This is a genomic window from Chitinophaga sancti, assembly GCF_034424315.1.
Classification (GTDB): Bacteria; Bacteroidota; Bacteroidia; order Chitinophagales; family Chitinophagaceae; genus Chitinophaga; species Chitinophaga sancti.
On sequence record NZ_CP139972.1, the window covers coordinates 243,069 to 260,924 of the forward strand.

13 protein-coding genes and 1 pseudogene are annotated in these 17,856 nt (G+C 42.1%); all 14 read left to right on the forward strand.

The genetic code is table 11. The features are described from left to right. Positions 1–111 precede the first annotated feature (111 nt). The 14 genes and pseudogenes from U0033_RS00835 (at position 112) to U0033_RS00900 (ending at position 17,401) form a co-directional block, all read left to right on the forward strand. Positions 112–1,305 carry an oligosaccharide flippase family protein gene (locus U0033_RS00835; RefSeq protein ID WP_245801718.1) on the forward strand — a complete coding sequence of 398 codons (1,194 nt, stop codon included), beginning with the start codon at positions 112–114 and terminating at the stop codon, positions 1,303–1,305. 3 nt (positions 1,306–1,308) lie between these two features. After that, positions 1,309–3,234 carry an asparagine synthase (glutamine-hydrolyzing) gene (asnB, locus tag U0033_RS00840; RefSeq protein WP_072357322.1) on the forward strand — a complete coding sequence of 642 codons (1,926 nt, stop codon included), beginning with the start codon at positions 1,309–1,311 and terminating at the stop codon, positions 3,232–3,234. 2 nt (positions 3,235–3,236) lie between these two features. Further along, positions 3,237–4,433 carry an O-antigen ligase family protein gene (locus U0033_RS00845; protein WP_072357323.1) on the forward strand — a complete coding sequence of 399 codons (1,197 nt, stop codon included), beginning with the start codon at positions 3,237–3,239 and terminating at the stop codon, positions 4,431–4,433. 16 nt (positions 4,434–4,449) lie between these two features. Next, the gene (locus U0033_RS00850; protein WP_072357324.1) at positions 4,450–5,541 is read left to right on the forward strand and encodes a glycosyltransferase family 4 protein; all 1,092 of its coding nucleotides are present in this window, start codon (positions 4,450–4,452) and stop codon (positions 5,539–5,541) included. A 353-nt stretch (positions 5,542–5,894) separates the two neighbouring features. After that, positions 5,895–6,050, forward strand: a pseudogene (locus tag U0033_RS33195) (DapH/DapD/GlmU-related protein); the annotation flags it as partial. 8 nt (positions 6,051–6,058) lie between these two features. After that, on the forward strand, positions 6,059–7,147 hold the full coding sequence (locus U0033_RS00860) for a glycosyltransferase (RefSeq protein WP_072357326.1): 1,089 nt from the start codon (positions 6,059–6,061) through the stop codon (positions 7,145–7,147). Then, on the forward strand, positions 7,148–8,362 hold the full coding sequence (locus tag U0033_RS00865) for a glycosyltransferase family 4 protein (RefSeq protein ID WP_143150616.1): 1,215 nt from the start codon (positions 7,148–7,150) through the stop codon (positions 8,360–8,362). 28 nt (positions 8,363–8,390) lie between these two features. After that, entirely contained in the window at positions 8,391–10,529 is a 2,139-nt protein-coding gene (locus U0033_RS00870; protein WP_177318540.1) for a discoidin domain-containing protein, read from the forward strand. Positions 10,530–10,535: 6 nt separating this feature from the next. Next, the gene (locus U0033_RS00875) at positions 10,536–11,150 is read left to right on the forward strand and encodes a sugar transferase (RefSeq protein ID WP_072357329.1); all 615 of its coding nucleotides are present in this window, start codon (positions 10,536–10,538) and stop codon (positions 11,148–11,150) included. A gap of 11 nt (positions 11,151–11,161) precedes the next feature. Beyond that, on the forward strand, positions 11,162–11,761 hold the full coding sequence (locus U0033_RS00880) for an acetyltransferase (RefSeq protein WP_218163986.1): 600 nt from the start codon (positions 11,162–11,164) through the stop codon (positions 11,759–11,761). A gap of 15 nt (positions 11,762–11,776) precedes the next feature. Next, on the forward strand, positions 11,777–12,907 hold the full coding sequence (locus U0033_RS00885) for a DegT/DnrJ/EryC1/StrS family aminotransferase (protein ID WP_072357330.1): 1,131 nt from the start codon (positions 11,777–11,779) through the stop codon (positions 12,905–12,907). A gap of 224 nt (positions 12,908–13,131) precedes the next feature. After that, positions 13,132–14,724 (forward strand): T9SS type B sorting domain-containing protein, encoded by a 1,593-nt coding sequence (locus U0033_RS00890; protein WP_072357331.1) that lies wholly within the window; start codon positions 13,132–13,134, stop codon positions 14,722–14,724. A gap of 298 nt (positions 14,725–15,022) precedes the next feature. Then, positions 15,023–16,387: an MBOAT family O-acyltransferase gene (locus tag U0033_RS00895; protein ID WP_245801714.1), complete on the forward strand. Its 1,365-nt coding sequence runs from the start codon at positions 15,023–15,025 to the stop codon at positions 16,385–16,387. A 9-nt stretch (positions 16,388–16,396) separates the two neighbouring features. Further along, positions 16,397–17,401, forward strand: coding sequence for a hypothetical protein (locus U0033_RS00900; protein ID WP_072357333.1), 1,005 nt, complete (start codon positions 16,397–16,399; stop codon positions 17,399–17,401). Positions 17,402–17,856: the final 455 nt, after the last annotated feature.

Here is a 17,856-nt window from a genome sequence, read left to right on the forward strand (position 1 = left end):
TTCTATTCAGCATATCCGGATCATCGGCGCTTAATATCACACCTGAAAAGCAATTGCAGTTAGAAAGTAAATTTTAAATCGTTGAAAAAATTAGTTTCTGAGTTTTTGTATTTGTCGCTTTTTCAGGCTTCAAATTATATACTGCCCCTTCTAACGTTCCCGTATCTTATCAGGGTGTTTGGATTAAGTGTATTCGGAGAGTATACAGTGATACAAACTGTGCTTACTTATTTTCTGATCCTGGTGGATTTTGGCTTTAATGTAACAGGTGTTAAGAATATTTCGCAGGCTGCTACTGAGGAAGAGCAGTCGAAGGTATTCAACACCATAATGGCATCTAAAGGCTTACTGATTGGTATTTCTCTTCTCGTTCTACTGGTAGCCGGATTATTTGCTCCGGAGGTACGAAATCACTTCCTGGCATACCTGCTGGCGTTTCCTGCTGTAGTAGGTCAGGCTATTTTTCCCATCTGGTTTTATCAGGCCATCCGGAAAATGAAGGTGGCGACGATGATCAATGCGCTGATCAAGATCTTTTTCACCGGATGCATCTTTTTATTCATCAGGAGGGCCGATCAGCTGGCAACAGTATTCCTGTTCAACTCGATCGGGTTCCTGGCAGGGGGTATTATAGCTGTCATTCCTGTATATACTAAGTACAACCTTCGTTTTTTTGCGCCTAGCTGGCAGCATGTGAAGGCTGATCTGGGAGAAAGCTGGCGGATCTTTTTATCCAGGGTATTTATAACATTGTATTCCTCTACCCATGTGCTGGTTCTTGCCTATTTTAAAACACCGTTTGTTGTGGGGCAATATTCAGCCGCAGATAAGGTTTTCAGAGGATTATACAATGTATCTACCCCTTTTACGCAGGTATTTTTCCCTATGCAGGCAAAACTGTATAAGGAGTCAATGGTTGCCTATATTAAAGAATCAAAGAAGATCTTTTTTATACTATTGTCAGTTTGTACCGCTATAGGGGTTGGCGTATTTATTGCGGCTCCTTTTATCGTAAAACTGGTGGTTGGGCAGGAAAATGCAGTCGTATTGGCAGTGTTACGCGTGTTTGTGTTAAGTGTTATACTTTATCCTTTTGGCGCGTTCTTTACAAACATGCTGGCCATTCAGAATATGAACAAGGTATTACTTCGTGCGGTCACCTATTCTGCGGTGATGAACCTGGTACTTGTAGTGCCGGTTATTTATTATTTTTCTGTGATTGGATTGGCATGGTTGTCATTCGCAACTCAATTGCTGATCTTTTTATATAAAGGACTTTCCCTGGTAGCTGATTTAAAAAAATAACTCATGTGCGGTATCGCCGGATATATTCATAAGACAAAATTAAACTACAATGAGGGTATCATGGATGGAATGCTGGAGGTGCTTGCACACCGGGGTCCGGACAGTAACAGTCATTGGGGTAATGTGGAAGAAAAAGTGTTCCTGGGACACCGCCGCCTGGCAATACTGGACCTCTCAGATGCCGGCAAACAGCCAATGTTGAGCAATGATGAGGAACTCGTAGTGGTGTTCAATGGAGAGATTTACAATTTTGATGAGATCCGGAATGAACTGAAAACACTGGGCTATTCATTTAAGACCGGTAGCGACACTGAGATGATCCTCTATGCATACAAAGAATGGGGAATCGAAGCTGTATCAAAGTTCATTGGTATGTTTGCCATCGTGTTGTTTGACAGGAAGCATAAACAGGTGTATTTTATCCGGGATCGGTTTGGTGTAAAACCGTTGTTCATTTTTGAATCAGACAAGCTGTTGATGTTTTCTTCAGAGATCAAAACATTTTATAAGCACCCCGAATTTAAAAAGGACATCAACCGCGATGTAATTCCTTTATACCTGAAATATGGTTATATACCCACCCCATATTCCATTTTCACGCATGTGCGGAAAGTGAGGCCCGGCCATATCATACAGTATGATGTAGAGAAAGGGAAAGTAGTGCGTGAGGTCACATATTGGGAGCCGCTGGCTGCATTCAATAAAGAAAAATTCTACAATAAAACAGAAGCGGAAATTACAGCAGAAACGGTTGAACTGTTAAAGTCTGCGTTTAATTATCGCATGGTAGCAGATGTACCTGTGGGCGTATTCTTAAGCGGCGGTATTGATAGTTCACTGGTTACTGCATTGCTGACCAAACAGCTTGGATACAAGCTGAAGACGTTCACAATCGGGTTCGATAATGAAGCATACAACGAGGCGAAGATTGCGAAAGAAGTCGCGGCTTTGTTGAACACAGAACATCACGAATATATCTGCACAGAAAAAGAAGCGCTGGAGATCATTCCGCAGTTGCCATTTTATTATGACGAGCCTTTTGCTGATTCATCCGCTATACCAACGATGCTGTTGAGTAAGAAGGTTCGCTCTCATGTTACAGTTGCGTTATCCGCTGATGGTGGAGATGAGATCTTTGGTGGCTACACAAAATACTATTCAAAGGGCGGGCTGTATAATATGCTGCGTAATTCTCCCCGTATTTTAAAGTATCCTATCAGCTGGGGATTAGGGATGATGCGCCGGTATAGAAGAATGCAGGGCCGGTATGACCAGGACGCAATACTGGAAAGGGCACAGGAAATTGTGCTTGCAAAAGATAAAAGTGCTTCTTTTTTAAAGAAGATCGATTATAGGTTGTTCAGCAATTATGAGCTGAAGAAGCTGTTAAAAGGAAACTATAAAAAGGTGGATACTGCTTTTGATGTAACGGGCAATTTATCTGCGAATAATAGTGAAATAGAAAAAATGCAGTCCACCGATGTAAAAACTTATATGCTGGATGATATCCTGGTGAAAGTGGACAGGGCTACGATGGCATATAGCCTGGAAGGTAGGGAGCCATTGCTGGATCACCGGTTGTTTGAATATGTGACAAGGATTCCGTCCGGCATCAAGTTTAAGAATAATATTCCTAAGTACCTGCTGAAAGAAATTGATTATTCAATGCTGCCAAAGGAACTCCTTGACCTGCCAAAGCGAGGGTTTGCAGTGCCTATACAGCAATGGTTGCTGAACGAGCTGGCGGTGTTTTGTGATACATATCTTAGTGAGCAGGAAATTGCAGCAAGTGGAGTATTTGATTTTCAGGAAATTCAAAAATTACGCCGCCGTTTTCAGGACAAGCAGCGAAGGGCTGATGCCGACAGGATCTGGCGGATCTTATGTTTTCAAATGTGGTTTAACCACTGGATAAAAGATAGAGATTAATAATGAATCGGATCAATGTTTTATTGTTCTTATATGCATTTTCAGCGATCGTTTGTTTTGATTACGAGAGCCTGACAATCATTCCTAAGATCTTCGCAGGTTTGATGATGGTGGAATATTTCATTCAGACCGTACACATGAACCGACCCAGGGTAAAAGGACCATTTAACTGGGGCCTGGGTTGCCTGGTATTCATGTCAGTTTATTGTTTGATTTCGTTCGCCTTCTTCCCTTATGACCTCCCGGGAGAAGCAATCATTAATATTATGATGATCCTTGTATTGTCATATATCTTAACAAGGATTGTAGATAATGTGAGGGCTTTTGATATGGTGCTGGTTGGTTTAAGTTTCGGTTTATTCATTGGGTTTATGATGAATATTTTCGTTCCACAGCTGGATGAATTTGGCCGTACAAGTCGTTATGTCGGTACATTGGGGAACTCGAACCTTTTTTCACTAATGGTTAATTTTTGTATCTCATTCCTGTTGCAGCGTTATAAGCTATACTCAAAGTTCTGGCGGAGTCTTATATTAATCTTCATTATCCTGGCTGCCCAACAGGTGATGATGAGCGGTTCTAAGCTGGGTTTGTTCATGTACCTGCTAAATATTCTGTACCTGGTATTTTATATTCGTATCATAAAAAATACCACTACGCTCGTGTTGGTATCCATCCTGATCCTTTCATTATCTGGTTTTTTTATTACCAATTTCCTTATGGATAATTCTGAAGCATTCGACAGGTTCAGGTATTTGCAGGATGTATTTTCCGGAACCAGGGATTATAGTGATTCTGACTTGCTTCGGTATAACCTGGCTGTGAAAGGATGGGATATGTGGACGCAGCGGCCATTCTTTGGTTGGGGATATGGTGCCTTTGTATTTTTGGGTGGATATAATTTGTATTCGCACAACAATATTGTCGAACTACTGGCTAATACGGGAATTTTCGGATTTGTGATATTCCATGCAGCATTGATTCAATTGATCGTGATGGCATATCGTTCAGATATTCGTCGTAGAAACAGTATTGTATGGACCACCTATTTTGCGCTGATGATCATAGTCAGTTCTTTTGCAATCGTATTGTTTATAGAGAAGTTATTCTGGCTTTTGTATTTCACCATGGTCGCATATTTGAAAATGCATACTGTGCCGCGGGAAATTCCGGTGGTCACAGTGCAGCAATTAAATTAAAATTTGAGCTTTAGATATGAAGGTGGTTTTATGTATTGATGGATTAGGTTCCGGAGGTGCGCAGCGTCAAATCGTAATTTTGGCGGAGTTGCTGATTGGCAAAGGGCATACTGTGGAATTCATCACTTACCTGGATGACAACTTTTATAAAGAAGTGACGGATAGGTTGAAGATCAATGTAGTGACTGTCAAATGGACGAACCTGTTCTCAAGAACGTATAAATACCTGGTAGCTGTAAAGCAGGCGAAACCTGATTATGTCATTTCTTTTTTAGATAACCCTAACCTGATTTCAGAACTGGCATCGGTTCCCTTTCGAAAATGGGGCCTGATCGTGTCTGAGCGCACAGGGAAAGTCGGAAAAATTTCAACAAGAGACAAAGTCCGTTTTCATTTTCACCGGCTGGCAGATGTTGTGGTAACAAATAGCTATAACCTTTCTGAATATGTGGTCAATCATGCGCCGTGGTTAAAGAAGAAAATGCATACGATAGTGAATGCCGTCGATTTTGAGAAGTTCAGGCCAATGGAGGTAACTCCACCTGCAAATGGAGTTGTGAAAATTGTAGTAGCAGCCAGTTACCAGCAGCTGAAAAATTCTGAAAATCTTATAAAGGCAATACATTCCCTGAAAGGGCTGCCCGTAGAATTGTACTGGTATGGCAATAAGATGCTGGTTGATGGCGTACCACAGGGCACATCCCGCTACCTGGATGCTGCAGCATATGTGAAGGAACATGGACTTGAAAAAATGGTTTTCCTGGACGGGCCTTCCAGGGAAATTCCCCGCCTTTTCAATGAGGCCACCGTGGTATGCCTGCCATCCTTCTACGAAGGGTGTCCAAATGTCATCTGCGAAGCCATGGCCTGTGGCAAACCCGTTTTGGCCAGCAATGTATGCGATAATCCACGATTGATCAGAGAAGGGGTGAACGGGTTTCTTTTTGATCCGGCAGATCCTGCTTCTATTGCAGCTGCCATCAAAAGATTGATGGCTTTATCTCCGGCTCAGTTGCAGGATATGAGCAGGGAGAACCTGGCTTTTGCAGCGGCTGAATTCGACAAATCAGTCTTCTTAAATAAATATCTGAACTTATTGACGGTATGATCAGGATAATCAGTTTAATCTTCTATTACGGCTTTGCCTATTATCTGCCGCAAACGAATAACCGGTATTTGCTTTTTATCAGGAAGATCCGGGCGTTCATAGCCAGTGGTATCCTCGATAAAGCAGGTACTAATATCAACGTGGAAAGCCACGCAAATATAGGATCAGGAAAGGGGATTACTATCGGCCATAATTCAGGCATTGGGGTGAGAGCCCATGTAAGAGGCCCTTTAAAAATAGGCGATAATGTCATGATGGGACCGGAGGTGATCATCCTGACCCGTAATCATAAATTTGATGATCTGAGCATTCCCATGAATATGGAGAAAGGCTCTGTTGTGAAGCCGGTGGAGATTGGAGATGATGTATGGATTGGAACGAGGGTGATCATATTACCCGGTGTGAAGATTGGTTCAGGGGCAATAGTAGGAGCTGGAGCTGTAGTAACTAAAAATATTCCTGACTATGCAATTGTTGGAGGTAATCCTGCGAAAATCATTAAATACAGGAACCAGTAATGAAGATCTGTTTTTTATCCGCGGGCACTTTTACCCATATCCAGCCGTATATTGATTATTTTAAGGAACAGGGGCACGAAGTGCATTTTATAGCCCTGAGTCCTTCTCCTGAAAGAAATGTGCCTGTGCACAATGCATGGGAGGGAAAGGAATATGATGTAAGGGAAAAGTCGAATAAATATAAATATATCAAAGCGGCTTTCCGTGCCAGGAAAATTATAAAGGGCCTGCAACCGGATATAATCCATGCACATTATGTAACCAGCGGTGGTTTGGCCGCCTATATCATTCATCACCCCCATACAATAGTGACCGCCCATGGCAGTGATATCAACGCAAGTGTGAAATCTCCTGTGTGGCGATTCTTACTCAAACGTATCCTGGGTAGGGCTGCTGCGATCAATGTTGTGTCCCGGGAACTGTATGATAAAGTATTGCAACTGGGTATACCTGCTCATAAGCTCCATAATTTCAATGTTGGGATCAATTATGAAACTTTCTTTCAGCACCATGCTTCCCATGCAGCTCCGTACACATTAAAAATGGTATGTAACAGGCGATTTGAGCCTGTTTATGACCATATGACCATCCTGAAGGCCTTAGTGCTCTTAAAGGAGAAAAACGTGCCATTTGAGATGCATTTTGTGGGAGGAGGACCATTACAAGAGGCTGCTGAAAAATTTGTCCAGGAAAATGGACTGGATAAGTACGTTACTTTTTACGGCCAGGTACAAAATAGTGTTCAGCCAGGGGTGTTCGAAAAGTGCAATATATATATATCGTCCTCTTTATCAGACGGTACCAGCCTGAGCCTGCTGGAAGCAATGGCTGCCGGACTATTTCCGGTAGTGACAGATATTGTAGCAAATAAGGCTGTACTGGAACATAACAGATCAGCTTTATTCTTCCCTGTTGGTGATTCGGGAAATTTGGCAGAACAATTGATATATCTCAGGAGTGAATTTTTTGGCAGGGTGCCTGTTATCATTTCGGAAAATCAGCAATTTGTTGTGAGGGAAGGAAACCGGCCGGCGAATATGCAGAAACTGGAAAAAATTTACAACGAAATAATAAAACCTGCTAAATAAGTGTCAAAGAGAATAATTTATTTACACCAATACTTTGCGACTCCATCAATGTCCGGCGGCACCCGTTCTTACGACCTGTCAAAGAAATTCCTGGAACAGGGGCATGAGGTAGTGATGATCACGTCCAGTGCTTATTTAAAGAACGTGGAACTAACCGGCACATGGACTGTTGTAAATTATGAGGGGATTGAATTGCATATCTTAAAGCAGGAGTATAGCAACAAAACGCGGTTTTCCAAACGCATCCTGATCTTCCTTAAATTCCTGCTTTTTGCAACCAGGCGGGTGTTGAAAGTAAAAGGAGATGTGATGCTTGCCACTTCAACTCCCATCAGTATTGGAGTGCCGGCGCTGGTTAAGCGTTTACTACACCGTACCCCTTTTATCTTCGAAGTGAGGGATGTGTGGCCGGAAGTACCGGTCGCTATGGGTATTATTAAAAATAAGCTGTTGATAAACGTATTGAATGCCTTCGAAAAGCATATTTACCGGAAATCAACACATATAGTGGCGCTTTCAAGTGATATGAAGGATTCCATTGTAAACCGCACAGGTACTCCGCCTGAGAAGGTAACAGTGATCTGTAATATCTCTGAGATCAACAGGTTTTCAAATATCCCGGAAGGGGGGCCTATCCTGAGCAGATATACACCATCCGGCAAGATTGTACTCTATGCAGGCACCCTGGGAGTAGTGAACGGTATTAAATACCTGGTGGACCTGGCAGTAGAAACTTCCAGGATTGACCCGGAAATAGTGTTCGTGATAGTGGGAGACGGTATGGAAAAACAGGAAGTGCTCCGATATGCAGCAGAAAGGCTTGTATTGAATAAACAGGTCATTTTTGTAGACCCGGTACCCAAGCAAATGCTGCCTCTTTTATATGCAGAATGTACCATGGGGAGTTCCTTCTTTATCCCTGTAAAAGCAATGTGGGCTAATTCAGCCAATAAATACTTTGATTGCCTGGCTGCCTCCCGGCCCGTTTTAATAAATTATGAGGGATGGCAGGCCAAAGCGATCACCGAAAATGAAGCAGGATTAGTATTATCTCCGGCAATGAGCATCCAGGATGCCGCTCTTGCACTGTCCAATCATCTAAACGATTCATCAACCCTTGTGCAACAACAGAAAAATGCAATTAAACTGGCCAAAGAAGAGTATTCCCTGGAAATTGCAGCTGCAAGATACAAGGATGTGCTACAGGCTGTTTAGTATTGTTGACATTAAAAAACTAAGCAGGATGAAAAGGATTAGACTATTTTTTTTCATGTTGATGATTGCCGTTGGCGCTTGCAATATGGCTAACGGACAAAAGGATCTGGCTTTGAACAGGCCATATACATTGAGTGTGCCGCCCAACTATCAGAACACGGCTCCCGGGGATGACAGAACTGTGTTGACGAATGGCGTTTTTACTTCAGGATACTTCTGGGCTAATAAACAGACTGCTGGCTGGATTAAGGTAAACAAGGTAGCAATAGAGATCGATCTGGGAAAATCAGTTGATTTTAACCAGGTAACATTTAATACCGGAAGGAGAGAAGTTGCACAGGCATATTATCCGACAAATGTGTTTGTATTTGTCTCTGATGATAAGTCTTCCTATCAATATATTGGTGATGTAGTAGCCAGTCCGGATAATGTGTCGGGAGACTATAAGGTACAGAATTTCATTTTGAAAACGGGTACTGTACATGCCCGTTATGTAAAGCTGGTGGCTATTGTACAGGGAGTGTTGTTGTTTTGTGATGAGATCCAGGTCTTCAATACAGGTGGCAGCGCGCCGGCAAAAATGGCTTTCAGCAAAATCCCGGTGGATGACCAGGTTGACGACCTGTTAAATAAAGATGCATCCGGCAAGGCGGTGGCCGCAAGAGGCATGCAATACCAGGCAGCAATGGGGCCGGTTGGAAAAACTGGTAGAGTAGCATCAGGTGCTGATTTTGCAATGCAGCTAAAACAGCAGTTGGGTACTGATTTTACTGTAAATTTCTTCAACGCCTGGGATGGCCTGAATGCAGTATATAAGCCAGTCAAGCGTTCTTCGGATAATGTGACCGTCAGGACAGTGATCAATGGGCATTCATATGTGGGCTTTATTGTAACCAATCTCAGTCAGCGCAAAGCAAATTACACCATTGATGCAAAAAGTGATCAGCGTACGGGCGCCCTGGTTATTTATACGGCACCTTTCCTCACCTCTCATATGAATTATCAGCAAACTGCCGATCCGCTGCAGGTAGCAGATGAACAACTGAACCTGGATCCGGGAGAATCAAGATTATTCCTGGCAGAAATGACCGGCAAAGGAGTGGGTAATGGCAAAAACACAATAACTGTAAGTGATGGTAAAACCAGTCAGACAGTAACAGTAAGTTTGTCTGTGGCTAATATCAGATTTGATGAAAGTAAATTCGCTTTAAACACAAGCGTTTGGGCATATTTGAATTACCCGATGCTGAACACCAGGAAGACTGCAGCTGTAAAGGATTTATATGAACACCATATAAATACCGCAGCAATTCCTGCTGCTGCTTTGGGCGATCTTGCACATACTTCCGGGTCGAACCTGAGCCAGTATTTATCAGCTTTCGGTAATTATAAGCCCAGAACCCTGTTGTTGAACATAAACTTTTTGTCACAGGAAAACCTGGGTTATTGTAAAAAGAACGATTTCATGTCAGATGACTGGAAGGCAGATTTTAAAACATGGTTCCAGAATCTGAGTAAAATTATTACACAGAGTGGATGGAATATGCAGAATGTATATTTGTATCCATATGATGAGATTGCAGAAGAGAATGCTGATAAACTGCTGGCATTTGCCAAATGGGCAAAATCAGCAATACCCGGTGTAAAGCTGTATATGACAGTTGGAAAGCTTTCAAAAGACAAGATCGGACAGTTAAGTCAGTATATGGATATCATGCAGATCCATGAAGATGTGATGCCTGCAGTAACGCCGGTTGCTGATAAATACTGGATGTATGCAACAAAAGGAAACGCGGAACTACTGAGCCCGTATAGCTATTACAGGCTGATGTCGTGGAAAGCTTTTTCAAATGGCTATACCGGTGTTGGATTCTGGGCTTATGCCGATTCAAAAGATCCTTCTTTCAATAACATTCTCAAAACACGTTACTTTGCAGCATCCACAAATTACGCAGCAGTATATGTAGATGGTAATAACATAGTATCTTCCCGCCGTTGGGAAGGTTTTATGATGGGAGTTGAAGATTATGAGCTCCTGCAGTTGTACGCGAAGAAAGTAGGTGTTGCAAAAGCCAAAGCATTGGCAATGTCAGTGGCGGGTACACCCGGAGATGCATCACTGGCAGATGCAGCCAGGGATAAAATAATAACAGCCTTATCAGAATAAAAATATATGTCCGGCAAATTTTATAGCGTGTATGTAAAGCGATTGATTGATCTGATAGTTGCGGTGATCGCTTTCGTCGTATTATTCCCTGTATTTATCGTCATGACCCTCCTATTGGCCATCTTCAATGGTGGTACTCCCTTTTTCTTCCAGCGACGCCCTGGAAAGAAGGGGAAGATCTTTAAGGTGGTGAAGTACAAGACCATGAACGATAAAAAGGATGCAGCAGGGAACTTATTACCGGATGCAGCACGTTTAACGCCGGTTGGAAAATTTGTTAGAAAGACATCACTGGACGAGTTGCCACAGCTCCTGAACGTAATAACAGGGGATATGAGCCTGATAGGACCACGGCCCCTGTTACCTGAGTACTTACCCTTATACAATGAGGAACAGGCCAGGAGACATGATGTAAGGCCGGGTATCACAGGCTGGGCGCAGGTAAATGGAAGAAATGCCATCAGCTGGCAACAAAAATTCTCTTATGACGTATACTATGTAGACCATATCAGTGCCGGGCTTGATTTGAAGATATTGTATCTCACCTTTGCAAAAGTTGCAAAATCGGAAGGTATCAACGGTGTTAATGTAGCTACGGCTGAGCGGTTTACAGGCAATTAAAATACACCACCATGATTTATTTGTACGGCGCCAGCGGCCATGCCAAAGTAATATTAGAGATCCTGGAACACCAGGGTACTAAAGCCGCCGGATTGTTTGATGATAATCAGGAGTTACATTCGTTGTGGGAGTATGAAGTACACCGGTATGCTCCGGAATGGAACAGCAAAATTAGCGGAATGCTGATTGCCCTGGGGAACAATAATGTCCGTAAACTGATTGCAGAGAAATTGAATGTACCATTTATAAAAGGTATTCATCCTGGAGCTTCTGTATCCGGCAGGGCGGTACTCGGAGACGGATCGGTCGTGATGGCGGGAGTTACCATCAATGCAGATGCTGTGATAGGCAGACATTGTATTATTAATACCAATGCATCTGTAGATCATGATTGCGCAATAGAAGATTACGTACATATTTCACCTAATGTGGCGGTATGTGGTGGCGTTACGATTGGCGAAGGTGCTCATATTGGTGCCGGAGCTGTTATAAAGCCTGGTATAGTGATTGGCCGATGGGCGACAATCGGTGCAGGTTGTGTGGTAATCAGGGATGTGGCGGAAAACGCTGTGGTGATTGGTAATCCAGGAAAGGAAATGACACGACAATAATTTTAATCAGAAATAATGAACTCAAAAATCTGGCTTTCCTCGCCACATATGGGTGGAGAGGAACTGAACTTTGTAAATGAGGCATTTGCTGCGAACTGGATTGCCCCTTTAGGACCTAATGTAGATGGATTTGAGGCAGAGCTGTCGGGCATTACAGGCGTAAAGCATGTAGCTGCATTGTCCTCAGGAACTGCTGCACTGCACCTTGCATTGATACTGGCGGGTGTGGGAAGAGAAGATGAAGTAATTTGTCAGAGTATGACATTTTCTGCATCGGCTAACCCTATTATGTATGTAGGGGCCTTACCGGTTTTTGTGGATAGTGAAAAAGATACCTGGAATATGGATCCTGCATTACTGGAAGATGCTATTCTGGACAGGATAAAACAGGGTAAAAAGCCAAAAGCTATTATTGTTGTGCACCTGTATGGAATGCCTGCAAAGATGGATGAGATCCTCACCATCGCACGTAAATACGAAATTGCCCTGATCGAGGATGCTGCAGAAGCCCTGGGTTCTTCTTACAAAGGTACAGCATGTGGTGCGTTTGGTGATTATGGTATCCTGAGTTTTAATGGTAATAAGATCATCACTACCAGCGGTGGCGGCGCACTGATCAGCAATGATGAGAATGCTGTGAAGCATGCGCGTTTCCTGGCTACACAGGCGAGGGACAACGCTCCTCACTATCAGCATAGTCATGTAGGATATAATTATAGAATGAGCAATATCTGCGCAGGTATTGGTCGCGGTCAGCTGAAAGTACTTGATGAGCGCGTGAAACAGCGCCGGGCAAATAAAGCATATTATAGTGAAGTGCTGGGGCCGCTGCCCGGTGTCAGTTTTCTGGAGGAAGTTGAAGGTTCATTCAGTAATTTCTGGCTGACTACGCTAGTAATTGACCCAACGGTAAGTAAAGGTGTGACAAGAGAGCAGATTAGACTGGCATTGGATGCGGATAATATAGAGTCGAGGCCGCTTTGGAAACCTATGCATTTACAACCTGTATTTACAGGTGCACCAGCTTATGTAAACGGTAATTCAGAATCGTTATTTAATACAGGCTTATGTTTGCCTAGTGGGTCGAATTTAACCCGTGCAGATTTAGAACGTGTAACAAATATTGTGACAAATCTGTTCGATTAAAATAGCATATTTATCTGTTAAAAGAGGGCTTCCGGCAATGGAGGCCCTCTTTTTTCGTATTTAGAAGTTACCAAGTCATTATTTTTTATGGATTTTAATATTTAAAATTTTAATATATAGAAATATGCTATATTTTTAGGTTGGCATCAGCCATCCTATGTAAACTATTTCCTTTTAATGGTCGTGAATCCATTAATTGAGTGAACAGCTATTTTAATTATCCTATGAAAACACAAACTCAGAGCACGGCATCTGTACGTAATGTGTATTATTTTTTTATTCGTGCTATCTTAATTTTAACCATTATTAGTCCGGTATGCAAAACTTTAACGGCACAAGATATCGAAATCCGAAACCCTTCATTTGAAGGGCCTGTTGACAAGGCATTAGTGCCTCCTGAATGGCTGATTGGGAGTAAATCTCCGGATACCCAACCAGGTATTAATGGGGTTAATAAGGTCGCTTCAGATGGGAATACCTATGTAGGTGCCATGCATGGGAGTACATGGGATGAAACCTATGGGCAGAAGTTATCGACTCCACTAAAAGCAGGAAAGATCTACACGTTTAGTTTCGATATGGCATTTGCCCCTTTTTATTTCTCAAATATCTGCTTCGGTTCGCTTGGCATCTATGGGGGAAATTGTATCAACTGCAAGGAAGATACGTTGTGGACCTCCGGTGTGTTTTATAATACTGACTGGCAGAGAAAGGTAGTGACTATCCGGCCCCGAATGGATTGTGATTATTTATTGTTTAGCCCTTATCTGGAAGGTAACTGTGATTCTTCTTTTTATTCGGATGTGCTCGTAGATAATTTGTCACCCACCATAAAAGAGGTGCCTCAAATCGAAGTATCTGTCAGCAATGCCTGCAGGAGCTCTAATAATGGTTCTGTCAAAGTGAAGGTGAAGGGCGGAAAAGGTCCATATAAGTATGATTGGAATCCTGGCCGTTATCATGATGCTGCCATATCACATCTGGCATCCGGGAGGTATACTGTGAAAGTAACGGGTGCAAATGGCATAAGTGTTGAACAGGAGGTGGTGATTGGTGAGTATGTGGTAAAGGCGACCGCATCTTTAATTAATAGCAGTTGCTATAATTCTGATAATGGGGCCATTTATATGTCTGCTTCAGGTGGTGTGGTGCCATATGCATTTAGTATTGATGAGAACACAGGCTTTGTTTATAATAATAGGTTTACCGGTCTTGCTGCGGGCACTTATAATATGCGGGTAAGAGATGCTGCGAATTGCCTGGTAGAGGTTAATAACCTGTCCATTAAGGAACCTGATGAACTGAAAATAATGGCTGTCACGCCGACGAATATTTCGTGCAATACATTGCAGAATGGATCGATTACATTGAGTGTGAGCGGTGGTTCACCGGCATATACTTATGAAATAATAGGGAGTGAACCAGTGCAGACGGATAGTGTGTTCAGGGGTTTGAATGAGGGTAAATACAGGTTCAGGGTGACGGATGACAACCAGTGTTACGTGGAAGGAGAGGGGGAGGTTTCCAGGGATGCACGAGATTGTGCGCTGTACCTGCCTACGGCTTTTAGCCCCAATGGAGATGGAAAGAACGATCTGTTCAGGGCGGTGGTCCATGATAATGTGTCTTCATTCAGACTTGCGGTATATGGAAGATGGGGTCAGTTGATCTTTGAAAGCAGAAATCCGGATGTTGGCTGGGATGGCACGTCTAGAGGAGATATAATGCCGGCAGGGCATTATGTATATATGGTCACTTATACGGACAGTCATGGGCAGGATATGAAGCAGACCGGAACCCTGGTGCTGGTGAGGTGAGTTTGGACTATGTTGATAGCCGGAACCTGGTGTAGGATGAGGTGATAATGGGAATTATAGATCCAAATGGAAAAATGACCGATCTGGATCATGGTAAAAAAAAGATCAGCGAAACTATAGGCTGGCAGAAGTTTTGGCAGAATAGGGCAAAATATATATTTTTGCCTTGCCCCAATGCTATGAAGACTATTGGGGTTTTTTTAACTGTACCAAAAGCTCTGTTATGCTTTTTAACTCCTTTCAGTTCCTGATTTTTTTTCCACTTGTTACAATAATCTATTTTTTACTGCCCCATAAGTTGAGATGGTTTCATCTATTATTGTCCAGCTGTGTCTTTTATGCAGCATTCATTCCTGTTTACATTCTGATCCTTTTCTTCACCATCCTGATTGATTATTTTGCGGGTATTGCAATAGAGAATTCGCAGGGGAGCAGACGGAAACTTTTTCTAACCACCAGTATCATTGCAAATGTAGGTGTGTTGGCGGTATTCAAATACTATAATTTTTTCACGAACAATATCAATGAGCTGTTAAACCAGCTGCATATTACTGCACATGGTTTGCCCTTATTAAATATGATCCTGCCGATAGGATTGTCTTTCCATACATTTCAGGCAATGAGTTATACCATTGAAGTGTACAGAGGCAACCAAAAGGCAGAACGGCATTTGGGTATTTATGCCTTGTATGTCATGTTTTACCCACAGTTGGTAGCAGGTCCGATTGAGCGGCCACAGAATATTTTGCATCAGTTTTATGAAAAGCATTCGCCTGATGCAACCCTGATAGAATATGGGTTGAGAAAGATGTTGTGGGGGCTGGTCATGAAGGTGGTGATTGCAGACCGGGTAGCCATATTTGTGAATGCGATTTATAACAATGTACCTGAGAATAATGGTACTATGTTACTGCTCGCTTCTTTCTTTTTTGCCATTCAGATCTATTGTGATTTTGCAGGTTATTCATATATCGCTATCGGTGCCGCACAAGTGATGGGTTTTGACCTGATGACAAATTTTAAACGCCCCTATTTTTCCACTTCTATTGATATGTTCTGGAAGCGTTGGCACATTTCTTTGTCAACCTGGTTCAGAGATTATCTGTACATTTCTTTAGGCGGTAACAGGGTGCCTGTTCCAAGATGGTATTTCAATCTCTTTGTTGTATTTGTGGTAAGTGGCCTGTGGCATGGAGCCAACTGGACCTATATCATCTGGGGTGCATTAAATGGCTTCTACCTGATCTTTGCAATTGTATCAAAGAAATGGAGAGATGCCTTTAACAGGATGACCCTTATCAGCAAGAATCCGATTATTTTCAGGATCATACAAATCGTAACTACATTTTGTCTCGTCACGTTTGCCTGGATATTTTTCAGAGCAAATACGGTGACTGATGCATTTCTGATAGTGAAGAAGATCTTTACAGAATTAGGACCGCTTGCTTTGAATTCGAGCCAGGTACTTACCATGCTGTATGCATTTTCAGGTATTACATTGTTGTTCCTTGTAGAACTTTATATGGAGTATTCATCACGCGAAGTGCCTTTACTGCAGCATTCAAGTGTATATGTAAAATATGCTTCCTATGCAATGGGGATCGTGTACATCTTATTGTTTGGCGTTTTTGACGGCGGCCAGTTTATCTACTTTCAATTTTAATTCAAGAGCATGCAATCTACATCCTGGAAAGCTATCATTATAAGAGTTGTTGTGTTTATAGGAATTATAATCCTGCTGGATATAGGATTGGGAAAGGTATTGAAATATAATTACCTGAAAATAAGTGGGGGTGCTACTAAAGCCTGCACCTACGCGGTTAATGAAGCAAAGGACGATGTTTTCATTTTAGGATCATCCAGGGCCAGCCACCACTATAAATCCTCATTGATACAAGACAGTATGCATGTCACCTGTTTTAATGCAGGGCGTGACGGGGAGGGTATTTTTTACTCCTACGCAGTATTGAAATGTATTTTGACCAGAACTACTCCAAAGCTCATCCTCCTGGATCTGACCACAGATGAATTTGCGGTGGATGAAAATGACTATTCTAAATTGTCTTTCCTGACACCTTATTATGATGCGCATCCTGAAATGCAGCCAATTCTGAACCTGAGAAGCGATTACGAATGGATAAAGGTAAAATCATCGCTCTATCAGTATAATTCTACAATTATAAAGATCATTGGTGACAGGTTGAGGCCATCTGCTTCAGAGAAGACAGAACTCGGCTATATGCCGCTTTTTAAAGAATATAAAGGAAGCCTGGAGCTTGCAAACAATCCGAAGTCCAAATTACCTTTGGACACCTTAAAGATCAACTGTCTGAAATCCCTGATAAGGGATATTAAACAGGTGGGATGTAAATTGGTTGTCATTACATCTCCTGTATACCTCAACATGGCCAATGGTACTAAATCTATGAAGGTTGTTAAAAGTATTTGTGCGAAGGAGCGCGTGACATATATTAATAATAGTCAGTTACCGGCTTTTATGCAGGATCCGTCTATATATGCTGACCAGTATCATTTAAATGATAAGGGTGCAGGGATTATGACGAATATGGTAATAGAGGAGATAAAACCTTTATGGAGCGAACAAGCGACTGATATTATAGATACAAATCTGCAAACTTCTGCTCTAAACAGAAAAGATACGTTGAACCGGTTGTAGATATTTTTCTAAATAGAAAGTATTACCAATTCGTATGAAAAGACATGAAAAGCGCCTCCCGGGGTGCTTTTGTTTTTATGTCTTTAATCAATAATTTTTGCTTGCATTTATTGAATAGTATGGAGTGAAGTGCTAAACTCTAAAATGGTCCAGTTCAATTCCTGCAAAATATTATTCTGTACTAATTGCTATTAATATTTTGTCAACCAGTGATCTCACGGAAAATAATTGCAGAAAACACGGTGTGTATTTAGTTGTACTTACCGGTATCCCCGGGTAATCGTATATATATCTTAGCGCCTGGCTACAGATAGCGTGGGATGACATACCCTAACGAAAATAACCCTGGATAAGGAACTCTGCAATATCCCATTAACGTGGGATGAAAATGAACGAATGGCAAAAATAATAAAAGAATAATTTCGCGTTAACCAAGGGTTAACAAAATCGTATCG

Coding starts and splice junctions, on each gene's coding strand:
- U0033_RS00900 (WP_072357333.1), top strand. CDS start 16,397: ATGCAATCTACATCCTGGAAAGCTATCATTATAAGAGTTGTTGTGTTT.
- U0033_RS00850 (WP_072357324.1), top strand. CDS start 4,450: ATGAAGGTGGTTTTATGTATTGATGGATTAGGTTCCGGAGGTGCGCAG.
- asnB (WP_072357322.1), top strand. CDS start 1,309: ATGTGCGGTATCGCCGGATATATTCATAAGACAAAATTAAACTACAAT.
- U0033_RS00875 (WP_072357329.1), top strand. CDS start 10,536: ATGTCCGGCAAATTTTATAGCGTGTATGTAAAGCGATTGATTGATCTG.
- U0033_RS00845 (WP_072357323.1), top strand. CDS start 3,237: ATGAATCGGATCAATGTTTTATTGTTCTTATATGCATTTTCAGCGATC.
- U0033_RS00880 (WP_218163986.1), top strand. CDS start 11,162: ATGATTTATTTGTACGGCGCCAGCGGCCATGCCAAAGTAATATTAGAG.
- U0033_RS00860 (WP_072357326.1), top strand. CDS start 6,059: ATGAAGATCTGTTTTTTATCCGCGGGCACTTTTACCCATATCCAGCCG.
- U0033_RS00890 (WP_072357331.1), top strand. CDS start 13,132: ATGAAAACACAAACTCAGAGCACGGCATCTGTACGTAATGTGTATTAT.
- U0033_RS00885 (WP_072357330.1), top strand. CDS start 11,777: ATGAACTCAAAAATCTGGCTTTCCTCGCCACATATGGGTGGAGAGGAA.
- U0033_RS00870 (WP_177318540.1), top strand. CDS start 8,391: ATGAAAAGGATTAGACTATTTTTTTTCATGTTGATGATTGCCGTTGGC.